Raw genomic sequence first — 14,859 nt, 5'->3', positions numbered from 1 at the left:
AATGTGTTATTTTAATTTGTTTACTATTTCTTGTAATCGATTATGAGCCATATTAACACCCTCAGCAAAGGGTAACTTTAATATTTGATCTCTATGTGCAACTGATTTATATACGATTTGTATAGTGAGTTTACTAGTGACATCAGTTAGTTTTTCAAATTCTAAAAACTCAAGCTGAACAGGAAAAGGCGTATTTTCCATTTCAAATGTCCTTGTGATTTTCTGATTCGGAAAAAACTCGTGCATTACACCATTGCACTTAAAAACCACATTTCCTTTAGTGTCGGTTGTTTCAAATTCGTAACTGCCGTGTTTTTTATTTTCTAATTTCAATACTTTCGTTCCCATCCACTGCTCAACAATTTCGGGCTCTACATAGGCCTTAAAAAGCAACTCCAATGGCAAATCGAACTCCCTTGTAATTACTATTTCCTGCTTACCGTCTTGGGCATTTATTTTTGTTTTTTTCTCCATAGTTCATCTATTCTTTTGGTTTATAATTTTTCATTATGATTTCTAATTTATTAAATCGCTCTTCCCACATTTCACGGAATGGTTCAATGAAGTCGGCTACTTCTTTCATCTTTAGAGGATTTAAATGGTAGTGTATTTCTCTTCCGTTTTGCTCTTGCTTAAGCAATTCGCATTCTGTGAGTATTTGCAGGTGTTTCGAAACTGTTGGCCTAGCGGTGTCAAAATTAGAGGCTATTGCGCCTGCTGTCATTGATTGCGAAGTTACCAATAGGAGTATAGCCCTTCTTGTCGGGTCTGATATGGCTTGAAAAACGTCTCGTCTTAAATTCATTATGAAGTTATTTGACTACAAATATATACGTAGTTATTTAACTACGCAAATATTCACAACAAAATATAACAATCTCATTTTCAAGACTGTTAAAACCAAGGCATCTCAGACGCAATTACGTTTTCAAAATCTATAGATCGGGCCTACAAAAATTTAACAACTGTAAATTTTAGTATTTCAAAGACTTCATAAGGCTGTATAGCATTTTAAACCTCTTATACTTGACTTATAATTTTTGGTACTATACATCTTTGGCTTGTTAGAACCTCTTTTCGCATCATGATTATATAATGAAACTAGATTTTACTAAAAATAAGATGGTTAAGAAAAGAGAATACATTGCTGTGGCTACAGCAGCAAAAATAATATGAGAAACAAATAACTGAAGATAATATCCTTTAAAATCAACAGTAGGCTCATGATTTGTTATTTTAAAAATAAACGTCCAACTTAATATGCCAATGATTCCACTAACAACACCTAATAATAAAGCACTTAAAATAGATATTGGCAATATATTTTTATGCCATAGTATATGATATCCCAGTACAAATAAAAATCCAATTACATAATGCAATAACCACCCAATAGTCGATTTAATTGGCAAGTCAAATTTTAATCTTATTAGCACATATGCTAATAGAACGGGTTCTTTATACAACTCCCGGAATCTTGTCGATGCAGCGTAACTAAATAATGTCATTGCTGATGTTGCTGCGATGGAAACAACGACTAACTGAATAAAAGTGTAAAAATCCATATGTACTATTTTCTGTTAAAACAGGCAACGAAAAAAATGCACTGCACATTAGCCTAATCTAGATATTAGTTGTATTAAAAGTAAAGGCTATAAACTGATTGTTTTTATAGAATTCAAACTTGTAATTATATAATTATCAGTATTTACATTTTGAATTTGTGTGTTTTTAAAGATGAGAGGGATTTGTTATAGAAAGAGGCTGTCCAAAAAAATAATTTTTAGACAGCCTCTTCACTAAAGTTTAGCTTGTTTAGAAAGCAATATTTTAAAACAAATAACGCTTATTAAATCTATGTGATTAACTAAGTACTATTTGGCCTTTATATACTCTAATCCTGCAGGTCCATTATTCGCAGCGTAAATTGACACTCCACTTGCTATTAAAACTATAAGTAACGCAAAACCTATAGTCATCAGCACAATTGTTAAGGCAACTCGACCAATTACACTTTTTAAAGACTTATCAGGATATAATTCTTTAAAAAACCAAACTAAAATAAAAAGAATAGCCAACATTGACAAACTTGTCAATGATATAAAAAACCCAATATTCCCTTTAAATATAAACATCAAAGGATAGACTAAAAGAATATAGAATAGGGTATAATAGCAGAGGACGTAGGAATTTAAAACTATGTGTTCATAATAATTATGTCCCCATTTTCTAAAACCTAATTTTGTAAAAAATGCAAAAAAGGGAATTAACAGTAGCATTATGAAAGAACTATAACTTGATGTTATCGTCATATAGTCATTCATAAAGGCAGAATTAATCGATTGCTCCGCATAATACGTACCCATCATATCATAAATCCCTAATACTTTATAAGATATAAACGCTGAAATACCACTCAAAACAAAGGCCAATAAAATAGGTTTGTAATGATTTACTCTATTTCCGTCAACAAATTCTTTTGCCGTTTTTCCAGGATTTTTCAGAATACTTTTTATGGAATAGAGAAACCCTTTATTGGTATGCAAAAAAGTGTATTGAATCTCATCCCAAATATATTTTCTATCAATTCTTTTGTATTTCTTTTGTCCACAATTACCGCAGAAGTTGGTACTAATAATCTGATTACAATTTTGACAGCTATTATTCATTTTATATTATAAATTTCTAGATTTCACTATTTCCTCTACCTTATTTCCTATCTCTTTGTCTTTTTTTGAATTTTTAATAATGATAAAGATTAGAATCAAAGGAAACAAAATAAAAAAGCCAAAACCGTTTTTTACTACACTATACACTATAACCCCCATAAGTACACCAATGATCACTGAATTTGTAGTATGAGCAGATTTTATCTTTTTTCTTTTGTCTAATAATTCTTGATCATTTAATTCAGTAAGTTCTTTTTCCTGCATTGGTTATTTTTTTTAATGTTTTGTTTTTTTGGATCGTAGCATTCGTCAATGATTAAATAGTATTACCATCACTTTTCATGACGTACTTTGTATCAAACGATTATCTTTCTCCAAAACGAATATAACAAATATTTTATTACAATTAAATAGTACATTTAAAAATAAAATAAAAAGCACTTCTTGGAGCTATATCATTAAATTTCTATACAATCTTTACAAAGTCAACTCCTAAACAAACTCTTCACAACTACCCGTATCCTCATTTAGAAATTACAGCATTTTGCAATAATTGATTATTTTCAGCTCTTTCGTTTTACCAATCAACTCCTTTTTTTCCAAGATTTAGTAAATTCTGATCTACTTTTAATCAAAAACTATTTAATTTAGGTTAACAATCTAAGAAATACACTCTGTTTCTATTTTTCTTATCATATTCAGGATCAGAACTAATGATATTTTTAATTACATTTTCTAAGTGACCAGAAATCATTAAAACACTTTTATTTAAAAATTGCTGCAAAATATGCTTGGAATTACGAAATCTAACTGTATATTTGCACTCGCAATCACAAACGATAGCAACCTAGTAAAATAGGGCGATTAGCTCAGCTGGTTCAGAGCACCTCGTTTACACCGAGGGGGTCGGGGGTTCGAACCCCTCATCGCCCACCAAGAAACTCCTTAAGAAATTAAGGAGTTTTTTTATGTCTTATGAATTGTGGCTTGGAGCTGCAAGTCCAAGCGGTGTATATAGATTCAATGGTATTTCTTTCGAAAGAAAATATTAGATCAATCACAAACGCTATTTTACCAAATATTTAGTTTTATACTTTCAAAAAACACAAAGATGGACAGTAAGTGTTTGATTGTTGTCCCTGACAGTCCATAAGAAAAGCCGAAACTTTCGTTTCTGCTTTTCTTATTTTATTCAGTATTTTTTTTATTACTCCGTTTCTCCTACGGATCTATTTTCAACTGTCTTTTCTACAAAGTTGTCAATAATTTTTCTAAGTTATCAATAGACATTGTAAAACCTTCTTTAAAGCCCATTTCAATCATTTTCTCTAAACGGGTAAGAGATTCATTGTAAATAACAATATTCACTTTAGTTAGGCCGTTTAGTTCACTAAAATTATAATCCCAATCAGAACCTGGCAATTCAGGATTTTCATCCTGGTCCGCAAAAGCATTATGCATTTTAAAATTAGTTCTTGGAGTAATGGAGGTATACTGCTGTATAGACCAACGCTCTTGTCCCTCTGGACTTACCATGGCATAAAATCTTCGTCCACCAACTTCAAAATTCATGTATTTTGTTTTGGATGTCCAGGGTTTAGGCGCAACCCACTGGTCCAGTAATTCTGCTTTGGTAAACGCATCCCAAACAAGTGGAAGTTCAGCTGCAAATTCTCTGTTTATGACTACCGTTTTTGTTGTTTTGTCAACGGTAAAATCAAATAGCAAATTGTTTTTCATTTTATATTTTTTTTAAGTGTTGATAATACATTGTCGAGTTGATTAAATTGGATTTCCCAAATTTTTCGGTATTGTTCCAGCCATTTGTCAATCTCTTTCATTTTTTCTATTTCTAAAGAGTAGTATATTTCTCTTCCCCTAAATTCTTTCTTTACTAATTCGCATTCTGTCAGTATGCGTAAATGTTTGGAAACTGCTTGCCGACTGTTTTCAAAATGTTCTGCAATAGTATTAGGAGTCATGGCTTGTATAGCGATAAGTCCTATAATTGCTCGTCGAGTTGGGTCAGCAATTGCTTGAAAAATATCTCGTCTTATTTCCATTATTAATTTATTCGCTACTATATGGTTGCAAATATATGTGCAATTATTTGGTTGCGCAATTTTTTATCCTTTTTTTTTATAAAATGGAAATCATGTAAAATTCAAAGTTGTTATATATCCTCATTTTTTTCTTTTCTATTTCTTCTCTTTGGAACTCAAATTCACAATTCAAAGACCTAACACTTCTAAAATGCTGTAGTAATTTTTTACTACATTTGACTTTGATAATGTTTTCCTTGGCTTCTTTATGGCTAAGAAATAAATCAAAGAACCCAAATTTTAAAAATGAAAAAAAACCTAATCACTCTTTTATCTGTATTTACTGCTATCAATATGTTTGGGCAAACGCCAACTATATCAAAACCCAGCAAAACTAATGATTCTAATAACACCGTCTTAACCGCTAATGATATGGTCTCTAATAAAGCTATTAGTCCGCTTAAAAAGGTACCATTAGACGAAAAATCAATCCTTATATATGACTACGACGGCGCCCTAATCTCATTTAATTTAGAATCCGAAGTAATCAATTGGACCGTAAAAGCTACTGATTCAAACACAGAAATGTGCGCAAATCAAGTAACTTTACAGGATGGAGTTGTATATGTTCCCTTTATTAATGGTGAAATCTTCGCAATTAACAACCAAACCGGAGCTGTTTTTTGGAAATCAAGGTTAGGCAATAGTACAGATCAAATTATATTAAAAGATCAGCTTCCAGTGATAAACGATGGAAAACTATATATCACCACCCAAAATCCAAATAATACCATTTATGCTCTGAACATAAAAGATGGAAGTTCAATATGGAACTACAAGCTAGATCCTTCAGATAATCATACTCCTGTTCTCTATTTTGACAACAAAGTTTTTACCCAAAGCGCGACAAGTTTATATAGCTTTGAAGCCAATACAGGAAAATTGATTTATCAAAAAAACTTTGAGGAAGCTATACAAGGAAAACCCGTTACTGATGGCGAAAATGTATTTGTAGCAAATGAAAAAGATGTCGTTTTTGCCTTAAGTCCAAATAAGCCAGAAATTTTATGGCAATTTAAACTAGAAGAAAATCAGCACAACATTAAGGAACGTATATTCTGCAAAGACAAAAAAGTATATTTTGCAGCACAAGGTCCAACAGTTTCATCTATTTATGCTGTAGATTCAAAAACGGGAACTCAGATTTGGAAAACGGACTTTAAAGATGAGATTATAGAATACATTATTGAGGAAAGTGATAATATTTGGGGATATACTCGTAAAGGAAAACTTTTTCAATTAGACATAACCAATGGTGAAATAGCATTCGAAATTAAATTAACAACCAAACCTATTTCGAATCTTGAGTTTGCGGAAGACGATTACCTGTTTTATTATTCTGAGGCAGCTTTAATTCAATTTGAATTTAAAACAAAAGACGAAAACGAACTTTATCTTCGTACCTCTATTAAGGATGATGTTTATAGTGCCTATCTCAAACTAATACGATAACTATAAACGCGGTCTTACTACTGATTATAGAAGAAAAAGGAAGAAAAGTAAAAGCGAATTGACGTCTCCGGCTTAAACAAAGTAAGAAGGAATCGTGTATTCTCAGTGGTAAATGGAAAGTGAGAACCTAAGTATTATTTAATTCATTTTTTAGTACTAGTAGGCCTCTATATTGCGGCTACTAAAATAATGAGGAAAAAGAAAAAAGTATGAGCTCATTACAGCTTTAACAATATATAATTTAGTAAGAACCATCTAAAAACTCCCAAACCGGAGTTTTTTTTTATGTCTTTTTATTACATCAGCCGTTTTTTATCTACGACTGCTAATCAACTCATAAAACACTATTATAGAATAAATTGTTATAAAAATCATAGATAGTGGAGCTGATTTTATAGATAAAAGTTTTATATTTATTTTGACATACATACCAGAACAGAACATAACACATAATTAAGATGAGAAGAGTGAACTGCTATGTTTATCTGAACATTTTTAAAATGTCAAGAATAAAGGCAAGGAAGAAGCAATGATTCTATATGAATACGTTCAACAGGATATTTTTGAAGTAAAATTAAGCGACCCGCAAGAAATTGCCCCACAGTACGGCATTGTAATTTAAAAAAGAACATTCATAAATATTAATAAAATTAGTAATACCTAACTAACCTAAAATGAAAAAATCAATTTTTATAGGATTGGCACTATTAGCATTCCCTGCAGTGGGATTGTGTGATCATTTACCTCCAATACCCAATACTACCTTCTCCAAAACAGTAAAGAGACCATTCAATGAAACCAATAGTTCGATTGCTAACAAATTCATTTCTGTAAACTATAATCCACTAACTAAAAGCCTCGAGGTTGCTTCGCAATCGACCAAGAAAACATTTTTAAAGAATGTTCTCCCTAATGGAATTGTTGGTCTTGCTAAGAAAAAAGAAATTACAAATCCCGCCTTTGGAAAAGGAACTGCATTATATATTATGACAGCAGATGGAGGGGAATTTTCATTCGCTCTTTATCCGTCATCCCCTTTTTTATTTGTAAGTCAGACCCTAAATAATCAAGGGAAAGAGCTTTTGGACATCCAAAAATTAAACCCTCTTTCTTTTGTAGCGGATTTGGGCAAAAATGCAGATCAATTAAAAACATTAGGGACTGGTGGACTGCTTGATGCGGATAAAAACCCAGGAAGTTATGTCTTTTTAACGACAGTTGATCCTTCTTCTAGAAATGGTGTAGTTACAGGTTGGCTAACCAATGAGAAGGGTAGTGGTGTTTTATTCTCAGGAATCAAGAATAATGCTGTTGAAATAAAAGCTCAGATTGATTATGGTCATTTACGATTGCCTAGCGGAAAGAAAGAAATCACAGAAACCTTAGTGGTTGGCTACTTCGACGATGCGCGTTTAGGGGAGGAACAATTTGCAGATGCACTGGCAATACAAAATAAAATTAAACTCCGTGAACGCTCCGCCGTCTATTGTACCTGGTACTCTGAGAAAAATGGTGGTGCTGGAAGTGAAGCATCATCAATTGAAATGGCCAAATATGTTCAGGATAATTTAAAGTCCTATGGTCTTGGCGTAATTCAGATTGACGACGAATGGCAAGATGGAGGTAATTTTAATGGTCCTCGACGTGGTTTTGATAGAGTGCGAGGAACAAGTGAAGGCAAAAAAATAGGGGGCTATCCTAACGGAATGGCTCCTACTGCAAAAGCCATTATGAATGCTGGTTTATCGGCCGGTATTTGGTGGATGCCCTTTGCCAGAAATCATCAAGATCCAGAATATAAAGACAGGCAGGATTGGTTTGCTTATCGCACCAACGGAAAACCATATGAAACTAAATGGGGCGGAACCTCATTGGATTTAACTAATCCTAAAGTTCAAGACCATATTTCCTATGTTTCTAAAACACTTCAAGGTTGGGGGTATAACTACTTTAAAATGGACGGATTATGGACTGGTACAGTCACAGAACAGGTTTATATCAATGATGGGTATAAGAATGATACTATCGGGAATAGCAAACCCTTATTTGATCCCTTAATCAGCCAGATTCAGGCTTTTCGAAACGGATTAAAGCTTATCAGAAATGCCACAGCTAACAAGGTCTTTTTATCTGGCTGTTGTGTAAGTCAAAACATGAGATCCTTTGGGGCATCCATAGGTTTGGTCGACGCTATGCGCATAGGACCTGATTTCAATCACGATGGAGAAAGTATTCGAACTGGAGCCATCCGTGCTTCACGATTGTATTTTTTAAATGGCAGAATTTGGTGGAATGATCCAGACCCTTCTATGTTAAGAGAGAGTGGCACCTCTACAGCAGATGGTTCAGCCAAAGGAATAGGTTCACTTACTAGAGCTCGATTACTTCCTTCATTTGTGGCCGTTTCGGGACAGTTTTTCTTAAGCAGTGACTGGGTACCCGATTTACCGACCGAACGTATTGAAATTATGAAACGCTGCATGGCTTCTCACACGGGAATTGCTCGTCCTGTAGATGCTTTTGAAAAATCATTGCCTTCAATATGGAAGGCTTCGGATGCGAAATCTGGAACCGAAAGAAATGTCATCGGCTTATATAATTGGGAATTAACGCCTAAAAAAATTGAATGTAGTACCGCCTGGGCAGAGTTGAAATCAAAATCAGGATATTATGCGTTCGATTTTTGGGAGAACAAACCAATTGCTGACATTACCACTAGTATTTCAGGGGAATTACCTGCAGAATCTTGTAAAGTGATAGCGGTTCGTGCTAAAACAAATCATCCTGTAGTTGTTTCTACTTCGCAACATATCACTCAAGGAATGATTGATTTAACAAAGGAAGAATGGAAAGAAAACAGCTTGTTTGGCTCTAGTAAAATTATTGGAGGTGATCCTTATGAACTACGAATTGCTGGATTAAATGATGGAGCAAATTGGAAGGTGGAAGTAGCTAAGTTGATTGGAAATCCAAAAAATACCACCATTGAAGTTTTACCACAAACAGAAAAGGGTTGGTTAAGAGTACTCATAAGAAGTAAAGAAAGTCAAATAATTAAATGGCAAATCAAATTTAAAAAGTAACTCTATCTGGATTAGTATTATTCATTGAAACAACCCTATATATTACTCTAATTAACAAGGCTTTGCAAACAAAACTACACCGTTAAATGGTGTAGTTTTGCTATTTTTACCAGTACTGTAATTGTCTAATGTCGTAGAAAAAGAAATCCCCTTTTCCCTTAACAAACAGAGGACTTTTTATCACTAAAGACCTAAAATACTTTTTTCCAAATTAAAATAAATGTTAAAAGTTGTATTTATTTCTATCTTTATCGTAATATTGCAATATAAATATAAAACAATGGGAGCTACTAAAACAGATCATTTTACAGAAAATCAAAACGAGTTGGCTATTCTAGCCAAAGCTTTAGGTCATCCTGCCCGAATAGCCATTATGGAATATCTCTTAAAAGTAGATACTTGCATTTGTGGAGATATCGTAAATGAATTACCTCTTTCTCAGCCGACGGTATCACAACACTTGAAAGAATTGAAAAATGCAGGTCTGATTAAGGGAAACATTGAGGGTAATGCTATCTGCTATTGTATCAACGAACCTGGATTAGACAAAATAAAGGGCTTTTTTGAACACATTACCCATCATCTACAGAAAAAAAGAAATGAATGTTGTTAAATTTTAAACACACCAATTATGAAACTTTCACAAATTAAAGAAGTACTAAAAACAGTAGAAGCTGTAAACTTTGAATTGCCAAACGGAACCTTTGTTCCTGAATATTTCCACGTAACGGAAGTGGGTTTGATTACTAAGAATTTCATTGACTGCGGAGGGGTAGTGAGAAAAGAGACGGTGGCCAATTTTCAACTTTGGGATGCCAATGATTATGAACACAGGCTAAAACCTCAAAAACTTATTCACATCATTGAACTTTCCCAAAAAGTTTTAGGGATCGAAGATCTTGAAATTGAAGTGGAATATCAGGATACTACAATTGGTAAATATGACCTCGATTTTAATGGGCAGCATTTCACTTTATTAAATAAACATACCGCTTGTTTAGCTCAAGAACAATGTGGCGTGCCTTCAGAGAAACCAAAGTTAAAACTAACGCAATTACATACCGACAGTGCTAATTCTTGCACACCAGGAGGAAGTTGTTGTTAAGGAGTAAGACGATCATAAAAACTTTTACAACCAATACCATGTTATATACCGAAATACAAGATTTAGTTCGCTCTTTTGATTTTAATCAAATCTCAACAGAAAGAAAAGTGATCTTGCAACCTTTAATTGACTACATTCAAGAGAAAGTAAACTGCCAACAAGAAATAAGACTCAATCTAATTTGCACCCACAATTCGAGAAGAAGTCATTTGTCTCAGGTATGGGCTCAAACGGCCAGTGCTTTTTATCAAGTAAAAAATGTGTTTTGCTACTCTGGAGGAACAGAAACTACCGCTTTATTCCCGATGGTCATTGAAACATTAGGGGATAGCGGATTTAAAATCGAAACCCTAGCGGAAGGTAAAAACCCTGTTTATTCCATAAAATTCTCAGCCGACCAGCATCCTATCATTGGTTTTTCTAAGGTGTATGATGCTACTTTTAACCCCCAAAATGAGTTTGCTGCTATACTGACTTGTTCTCAAGCCGATGGAGGATGTCCCTATATTCCAGGTGCAGAAAAACGTATTCCCGTTACTTTTGAAGATCCGAAAATTTCGGATGGAACCCCGCAGCAAAAACTAGTATATCGAGAACGCAGTATTCAAATTGGAACTGAAATGTTTTATGTTTTCTCACAAATCAAGCATTAGTATGTTAGTAAAAAACACCGCCCTCTTAGTGCCACCAAAGCAATTAGGCTTCCTCGACCGATTTTTAACCCTATGGATTTTTCTGGCAATGGTACTTGGCGTTACCATAGGTTATTTTATCCCATCGAGTACTGCATTTATCAATTCTTTTTCTAGTGGAACAACCAATGTCCCGCTGGCCATTGGATTGATCCTAATGATGTATCCACCATTAGCAAAAGTAAAATACGAGCAAATGGGACAAGTTTTTAAAAACACTAAAGTATTGGGTGCATCATTATTTCTAAACTGGATAGTGGGACCTATTTTAATGTTTTCACTAGCCTTACTCTTTTTAAATGGTTACCCAGAATATATGATAGGGGTTATTCTAATTGGGCTGGCACGTTGTATTGCCATGGTGATCGTCTGGAATGACTTGGCGGACGGAAACAGGGAATATGCTGCAGGACTTATTGCCCTCAATAGTATTTTTCAGGTTTTACTCTATAGCGTCTATGCCTATCTATTTATTAGTATTCTTCCTTCTTATTTTGGATATGATCGTTTTGAGGTTAACATTAGTATGGGGCAAATCGCTCAGAGCGTAGGCATTTACTTAGGCATTCCTTTTGCTCTTGGTATTATCAGTCGCTACACACTTATTAAATGGAAAGGGACAACGTGGTTCGAAACCAAATATGTTCCTTTTATTTCACCCATAACCTTAGTTGCATTACTTTTTACCATCATCCTTATGTTTAGTCTTAAAGGAAAACTGATGCTTCAAATCCCTATGGATGTTGTACGTATTGCCCTACCACTGCTTATTTATTTTGTAATTATGTTTGTGATTAGTTTTGGTATTGGAAAATACTTAGGTGCCGATTATTCAAAAACCACAGCCATAGCCTTCACAGCCACAGGTAATAATTTTGAATTAGCTATTGCCGTAGCCATCGGAGTTTTTGGAATTAATAGTGGACAAGCATTTGCAGGCGTTATTGGTCCTTTAGTAGAAGTACCTGCTTTAATTGCATTAGTGAATGTTGCCTTTTGGCTTAGACAGAAATACTTTATTGTGAAAATTTAGAATGTTTTTATTGTTCATTCATGGGGTTTATGCCTATTCTATTTAACCCCTTTTACAACTCTTTTCTCTTGAGACAACGCCCTCTGGGCTCATCACCTTCGTGAAGCGCAATTTCAGAATGTAGGAATTGTGCAGCCTCTGCTGAATCTTTCACTTTAGTAGCACTTCGTTCTAACATTTCTGATTCGAAGTCTGCGAGTACACTTTTTCGCAATCCCGCTATTCGCCAGTCAGATGAAGCCCTGCATTCTTTTGATATACCTCGAGCCAACGTGAGTGCATCTAACAGCGCTTGATTGGCACCTTGTCCTTTGAATGGACTCATAGGGTGGGCAGCATCTCCGATCAGTGTCACTTGCTTGGCTTTTGCCAACAATTCTGATGTTAATAATTCTCGATCATAAACAGGGTAACCAGAAATCTGTGCTTCCAAGGTATTGGCTAAAATTTCAGGAATAGGACTGTGCCATTGCGTTCTACGACAAGCTTCTTCTTTTAGCGCTTGAGCTCCTTTGGCACTTAATTCTTTTGCCTCCATTTCCGTCATTGGAAAACTAAGTTGCCACATGACCGAATCTGACGCATAAGGCATCATATAAATCCGCTCATTGCCATTGGCTGTTTGAAATACAGTAGCCGAGTCGAGTAGTGGACTATCAAGACCTTCAAGAGCCTCTAACGGACAAATACCCAATATCACAATGCAACCTAGATAACGCAAAGGAGTAGTATCCTCCCCGATAAGCAATCGACGTACAGCACTACGAATTCCATCAGCTCCAATCACAAGGTCGGCCTTGGCATTTTTTACATCTCCGTTTACTTGAAAGTTTAAAATAATACTGCCATTTTCAGATTCCTGAAAATCCATTAATTGATGTCCCCATTGTACCCTTTGATGACCACCGAGTTGTTCCAGTAAAGCTAAACGTAAAGATTGTCGGGCGATATGTACATTGGTACGCTTAAGAGTCGATTGCGTATCAGACAGTATCCACTTTCTAATTCCCCATTCCCCAATTACTTTCCCTTCAGTGGTATGAACCACATGTCTGGTGGAAATTACTCCTTCATCTAGAGAAAAAATACCTAATCCTTCAATAGCTTTACTTGCTTGTTGCAAAGTGAGTCCGTAGCCTTGCGATCGAGCTTCGAAGTTATTATCACGCTCATAAAGTGTAAAAGGGATTCCGCGATGTAAACAAGCCACCGCAAGAGCCACGCCACCTATACCAGCTCCAATAATCGCGAGATGCGGAAGGTTTTCTTTATCGGCTAGTGGGGCAGTGGTGGAGCTAAGCAAGCCAGATCCATTGCACTTCAAACAAGTATACAGATGACCCTTAGGCTGAACAGGTGTTGTTCCTTTACCTTTGTTTACCTCAAACTGTTCCAATGCCCTCTGGTATTGCAGTCGCGCTTTCTTGGTGAGTCCGCGACTTTTTTTACCGCGTCCTCTACATTCGTGACAGCTAATCCAGCTGGCTTGTTCATTTCCCATTCTATTCACTTCCTTTTATTTAACTCAATCTTCACTTTCTTTATATAAAAAACTAAACCAATAACTATACTACTAATCCTAATGGTAAATTAACCATTAATTCTTGCTTTAGTTCTCTATCCTCAGAGTTACGAAGTATATTCTATTTCAGTACTTTGCTATTTTTAGCAGCGGTGCAAATTTAAGACAAAAGATTGCCAGTAGCCAACTACTTTTGCATTATTGGATGAAACACCAAAAACTCTCTCAATGAATTATTGATTAGCTTGGTCAACAGCTAGCTATGAGAAATAAAAAAACTCCACTATTTCTAATGGAGTTTGATTGTGTTTTATGTTGTTGTGATAGCACTAGCTTTTCGATACGGAGCACGGACTGTTTTACGTAAACCCTTTCCACACAATTAATAGCTGCTATTTTTGTTTTATTTAGATAGCAATTTTTCTATTTCGGTTGCAATTTTATCTACATTTCCAGGAGCATTCCCTGTTGATACAAATCTGATCACACCTTCTTGGTCTATCAAATAATTTTTTGGAATTGAATGGGTCGCATATTCCTTCCAGATTTTCAAATTTGGATCAATACCAAAATTAAAATCCATTCCGTCTTTTCTTAATTTCAGTACTTTGTTTAAGACAACCTCTTGTGTTTCCCCTCTAGAAATAGCCAAAAACACAAAATTATTATTTTTATTGGGTTCGATGATTTTCGATGGGATATCATAAAACTCCATTAAACAAGGTCCGCACCAAGTAGCCCAGAAATGCACCAGAACAACCTTGCCTTTTAAATCAGAAAGTTTTACTTCTTTTCCGTCGATAAGTTTTAAGACAAAATCTTTTGCCTTATCATTTACTTTCAAAATATATCCCTCATCAACCACGGTATTTTTACTTACTACTGGTAGGACACGGATTTTTTTATCGCTTTCAATTTTTTCTTGCTCCGTAAGAAGAGTAACGATGATTACTAACTCCTTATCACCAATCTTATCTCCATGCTTCTTCGCTAATTCATCTCTTTCCTGATCAGAGACACCTTTACTCATGGATTTAACATAACCATCGGCGGCATATTTATTAAGTTTTTCCATTGAAGTAACCTCATTGTTAATCAGAATTACATATTCAGGTTTTCTAACCACTTTCTCTTGCCCATAAAAGAATTGCGCGATTAAGATAAGAGTTATTAGAATTATTTTTTTCATGTTTTTCTTGGC

At 34.7% G+C, this 14,859-nt stretch carries 15 protein-coding genes and 1 tRNA gene; 7 read left to right on the top strand and 9 right to left on the bottom strand.

Annotation, left to right across the window (positions count from 1 at the left end):
- Positions 1-6: 6 nt before the first annotated feature.
- The 5 genes from AC51AA_RS03490 to AC51AA_RS03470 form a co-directional block, all read right to left on the bottom strand.
- Positions 7-474 (bottom strand): SRPBCC domain-containing protein, encoded by a 468-nt coding sequence (locus tag AC51AA_RS03490; RefSeq protein ID WP_500704354.1) that lies wholly within the window; start codon positions 472-474, stop codon positions 7-9.
- 7 nt (positions 475-481) lie between these two features.
- Positions 482-805, bottom strand: coding sequence for an ArsR/SmtB family transcription factor (locus AC51AA_RS03485; protein ID WP_500704353.1), 324 nt, complete (start codon positions 803-805; stop codon positions 482-484).
- Between the two features lie 283 nt (positions 806-1,088).
- Positions 1,089-1,565, bottom strand: a complete 477-nt coding sequence (locus AC51AA_RS03480) for a hypothetical protein (protein WP_500704352.1) — start codon at positions 1,563-1,565, stop codon at positions 1,089-1,091.
- 309 nt (positions 1,566-1,874) lie between these two features.
- Entirely contained in the window at positions 1,875-2,669 is a 795-nt protein-coding gene (locus tag AC51AA_RS03475; protein ID WP_500704351.1) for a DUF3667 domain-containing protein, read from the bottom strand.
- Between the two features lie 6 nt (positions 2,670-2,675).
- Positions 2,676-2,933, bottom strand: a complete 258-nt coding sequence (locus tag AC51AA_RS03470; protein WP_500704350.1) for an FUSC family protein — start codon at positions 2,931-2,933, stop codon at positions 2,676-2,678.
- A gap of 594 nt (positions 2,934-3,527) precedes the next feature.
- Between AC51AA_RS03470 and AC51AA_RS03465 the strand changes: the two genes are divergently transcribed.
- Positions 3,528-3,605: transfer RNA gene (locus tag AC51AA_RS03465), tRNA-Val, on the top strand.
- Between the two features lie 312 nt (positions 3,606-3,917).
- Here the strand turns inward: AC51AA_RS03465 and AC51AA_RS03460 are convergent.
- Together AC51AA_RS03460 and AC51AA_RS03455 are read right to left on the bottom strand one after the other, a co-directional pair.
- Entirely contained in the window at positions 3,918-4,409 is a 492-nt protein-coding gene (locus AC51AA_RS03460; RefSeq protein ID WP_500704349.1) for an SRPBCC family protein, read from the bottom strand.
- Positions 4,406-4,726 carry an ArsR/SmtB family transcription factor gene (locus AC51AA_RS03455; protein ID WP_500705678.1) on the bottom strand — a complete coding sequence of 107 codons (321 nt, stop codon included), beginning with the start codon at positions 4,724-4,726 and terminating at the stop codon, positions 4,406-4,408. Before AC51AA_RS03455 ends, AC51AA_RS03460 begins: the two co-directional genes overlap by 4 nt.
- Before the next feature lie 291 nt (positions 4,727-5,017).
- Here AC51AA_RS03455 and AC51AA_RS03450 point away from each other — a divergent pair, with 291 nt between their 5' ends.
- The 6 genes from AC51AA_RS03450 (at position 5,018) to arsB (ending at position 12,136) form a co-directional block, all read left to right on the top strand.
- A complete protein-coding gene (locus AC51AA_RS03450; RefSeq protein WP_500704348.1) occupies positions 5,018-6,223 on the top strand; it encodes an outer membrane protein assembly factor BamB family protein in 1,206 nt (401 codons plus the stop codon).
- Positions 6,224-6,897: 674 nt separating this feature from the next.
- Positions 6,898-9,306: a glycoside hydrolase family 36 protein gene (locus AC51AA_RS03445; protein WP_500704347.1), complete on the top strand. Its 2,409-nt coding sequence runs from the start codon at positions 6,898-6,900 to the stop codon at positions 9,304-9,306.
- 280 nt (positions 9,307-9,586) lie between these two features.
- On the top strand, positions 9,587-9,919 hold the full coding sequence (locus AC51AA_RS03440) for an ArsR/SmtB family transcription factor (RefSeq protein WP_500705677.1): 333 nt from the start codon (positions 9,587-9,589) through the stop codon (positions 9,917-9,919).
- 18 nt (positions 9,920-9,937) lie between these two features.
- Positions 9,938-10,411, top strand: coding sequence for a DUF6428 family protein (locus tag AC51AA_RS03435; RefSeq protein WP_500704346.1), 474 nt, complete (start codon positions 9,938-9,940; stop codon positions 10,409-10,411).
- Between the two features lie 38 nt (positions 10,412-10,449).
- Positions 10,450-11,064, top strand: coding sequence for a low molecular weight phosphatase family protein (locus AC51AA_RS03430; protein ID WP_500704345.1), 615 nt, complete (start codon positions 10,450-10,452; stop codon positions 11,062-11,064).
- Position 11,065: 1 nt separating this feature from the next.
- The gene (gene arsB / locus AC51AA_RS03425) at positions 11,066-12,136 is read left to right on the top strand and encodes an ACR3 family arsenite efflux transporter (protein WP_500704344.1); all 1,071 of its coding nucleotides are present in this window, start codon (positions 11,066-11,068) and stop codon (positions 12,134-12,136) included.
- 52 nt (positions 12,137-12,188) lie between these two features.
- Here the strand turns inward: arsB and AC51AA_RS03420 are convergent, their stop codons facing one another.
- On the bottom strand, positions 12,189-13,637 hold the full coding sequence (locus AC51AA_RS03420; protein ID WP_500705676.1) for an FAD-dependent oxidoreductase: 1,449 nt from the start codon (positions 13,635-13,637) through the stop codon (positions 12,189-12,191).
- Between the two features lie 424 nt (positions 13,638-14,061).
- Complete coding sequence (locus tag AC51AA_RS03415) at positions 14,062-14,847, bottom strand: TlpA family protein disulfide reductase (RefSeq protein ID WP_500704343.1); 786 nt, start codon at positions 14,845-14,847, stop codon at positions 14,062-14,064.
- Positions 14,848-14,859: the final 12 nt, after the last annotated feature.

It is taken from the genome of Flavobacterium sp. OHVDL-2026-0007 (genome assembly GCF_059882335.1).
This window is presented reverse-complemented; position numbering and strand designations above follow the sequence as displayed.

Coding starts and splice junctions, on each gene's coding strand:
- AC51AA_RS03480 (WP_500704352.1), bottom strand. CDS start 1,565: ATGGATTTTTACACTTTTATTCAGTTAGTCGTTGTTTCCATCGCAGCA.
- AC51AA_RS03485 (WP_500704353.1), bottom strand. CDS start 805: ATGAATTTAAGACGAGACGTTTTTCAAGCCATATCAGACCCGACAAGA.
- AC51AA_RS03415 (WP_500704343.1), bottom strand. CDS start 14,847: ATGAAAAAAATAATTCTAATAACTCTTATCTTAATCGCGCAATTCTTT.
- AC51AA_RS03450 (WP_500704348.1), top strand. CDS start 5,018: ATGAAAAAAAACCTAATCACTCTTTTATCTGTATTTACTGCTATCAAT.
- AC51AA_RS03460 (WP_500704349.1), bottom strand. CDS start 4,409: ATGAAAAACAATTTGCTATTTGATTTTACCGTTGACAAAACAACAAAA.
- AC51AA_RS03440 (WP_500705677.1), top strand. CDS start 9,587: ATGGGAGCTACTAAAACAGATCATTTTACAGAAAATCAAAACGAGTTG.
- arsB (WP_500704344.1), top strand. CDS start 11,066: ATGTTAGTAAAAAACACCGCCCTCTTAGTGCCACCAAAGCAATTAGGC.
- AC51AA_RS03490 (WP_500704354.1), bottom strand. CDS start 474: ATGGAGAAAAAAACAAAAATAAATGCCCAAGACGGTAAGCAGGAAATA.
- AC51AA_RS03420 (WP_500705676.1), bottom strand. CDS start 13,637: ATGGGAAATGAACAAGCCAGCTGGATTAGCTGTCACGAATGTAGAGGA.
- AC51AA_RS03445 (WP_500704347.1), top strand. CDS start 6,898: ATGAAAAAATCAATTTTTATAGGATTGGCACTATTAGCATTCCCTGCA.
- AC51AA_RS03470 (WP_500704350.1), bottom strand. CDS start 2,933: ATGCAGGAAAAAGAACTTACTGAATTAAATGATCAAGAATTATTAGAC.
- AC51AA_RS03435 (WP_500704346.1), top strand. CDS start 9,938: ATGAAACTTTCACAAATTAAAGAAGTACTAAAAACAGTAGAAGCTGTA.
- AC51AA_RS03430 (WP_500704345.1), top strand. CDS start 10,450: ATGTTATATACCGAAATACAAGATTTAGTTCGCTCTTTTGATTTTAAT.
- AC51AA_RS03475 (WP_500704351.1), bottom strand. CDS start 2,669: ATGAATAATAGCTGTCAAAATTGTAATCAGATTATTAGTACCAACTTC.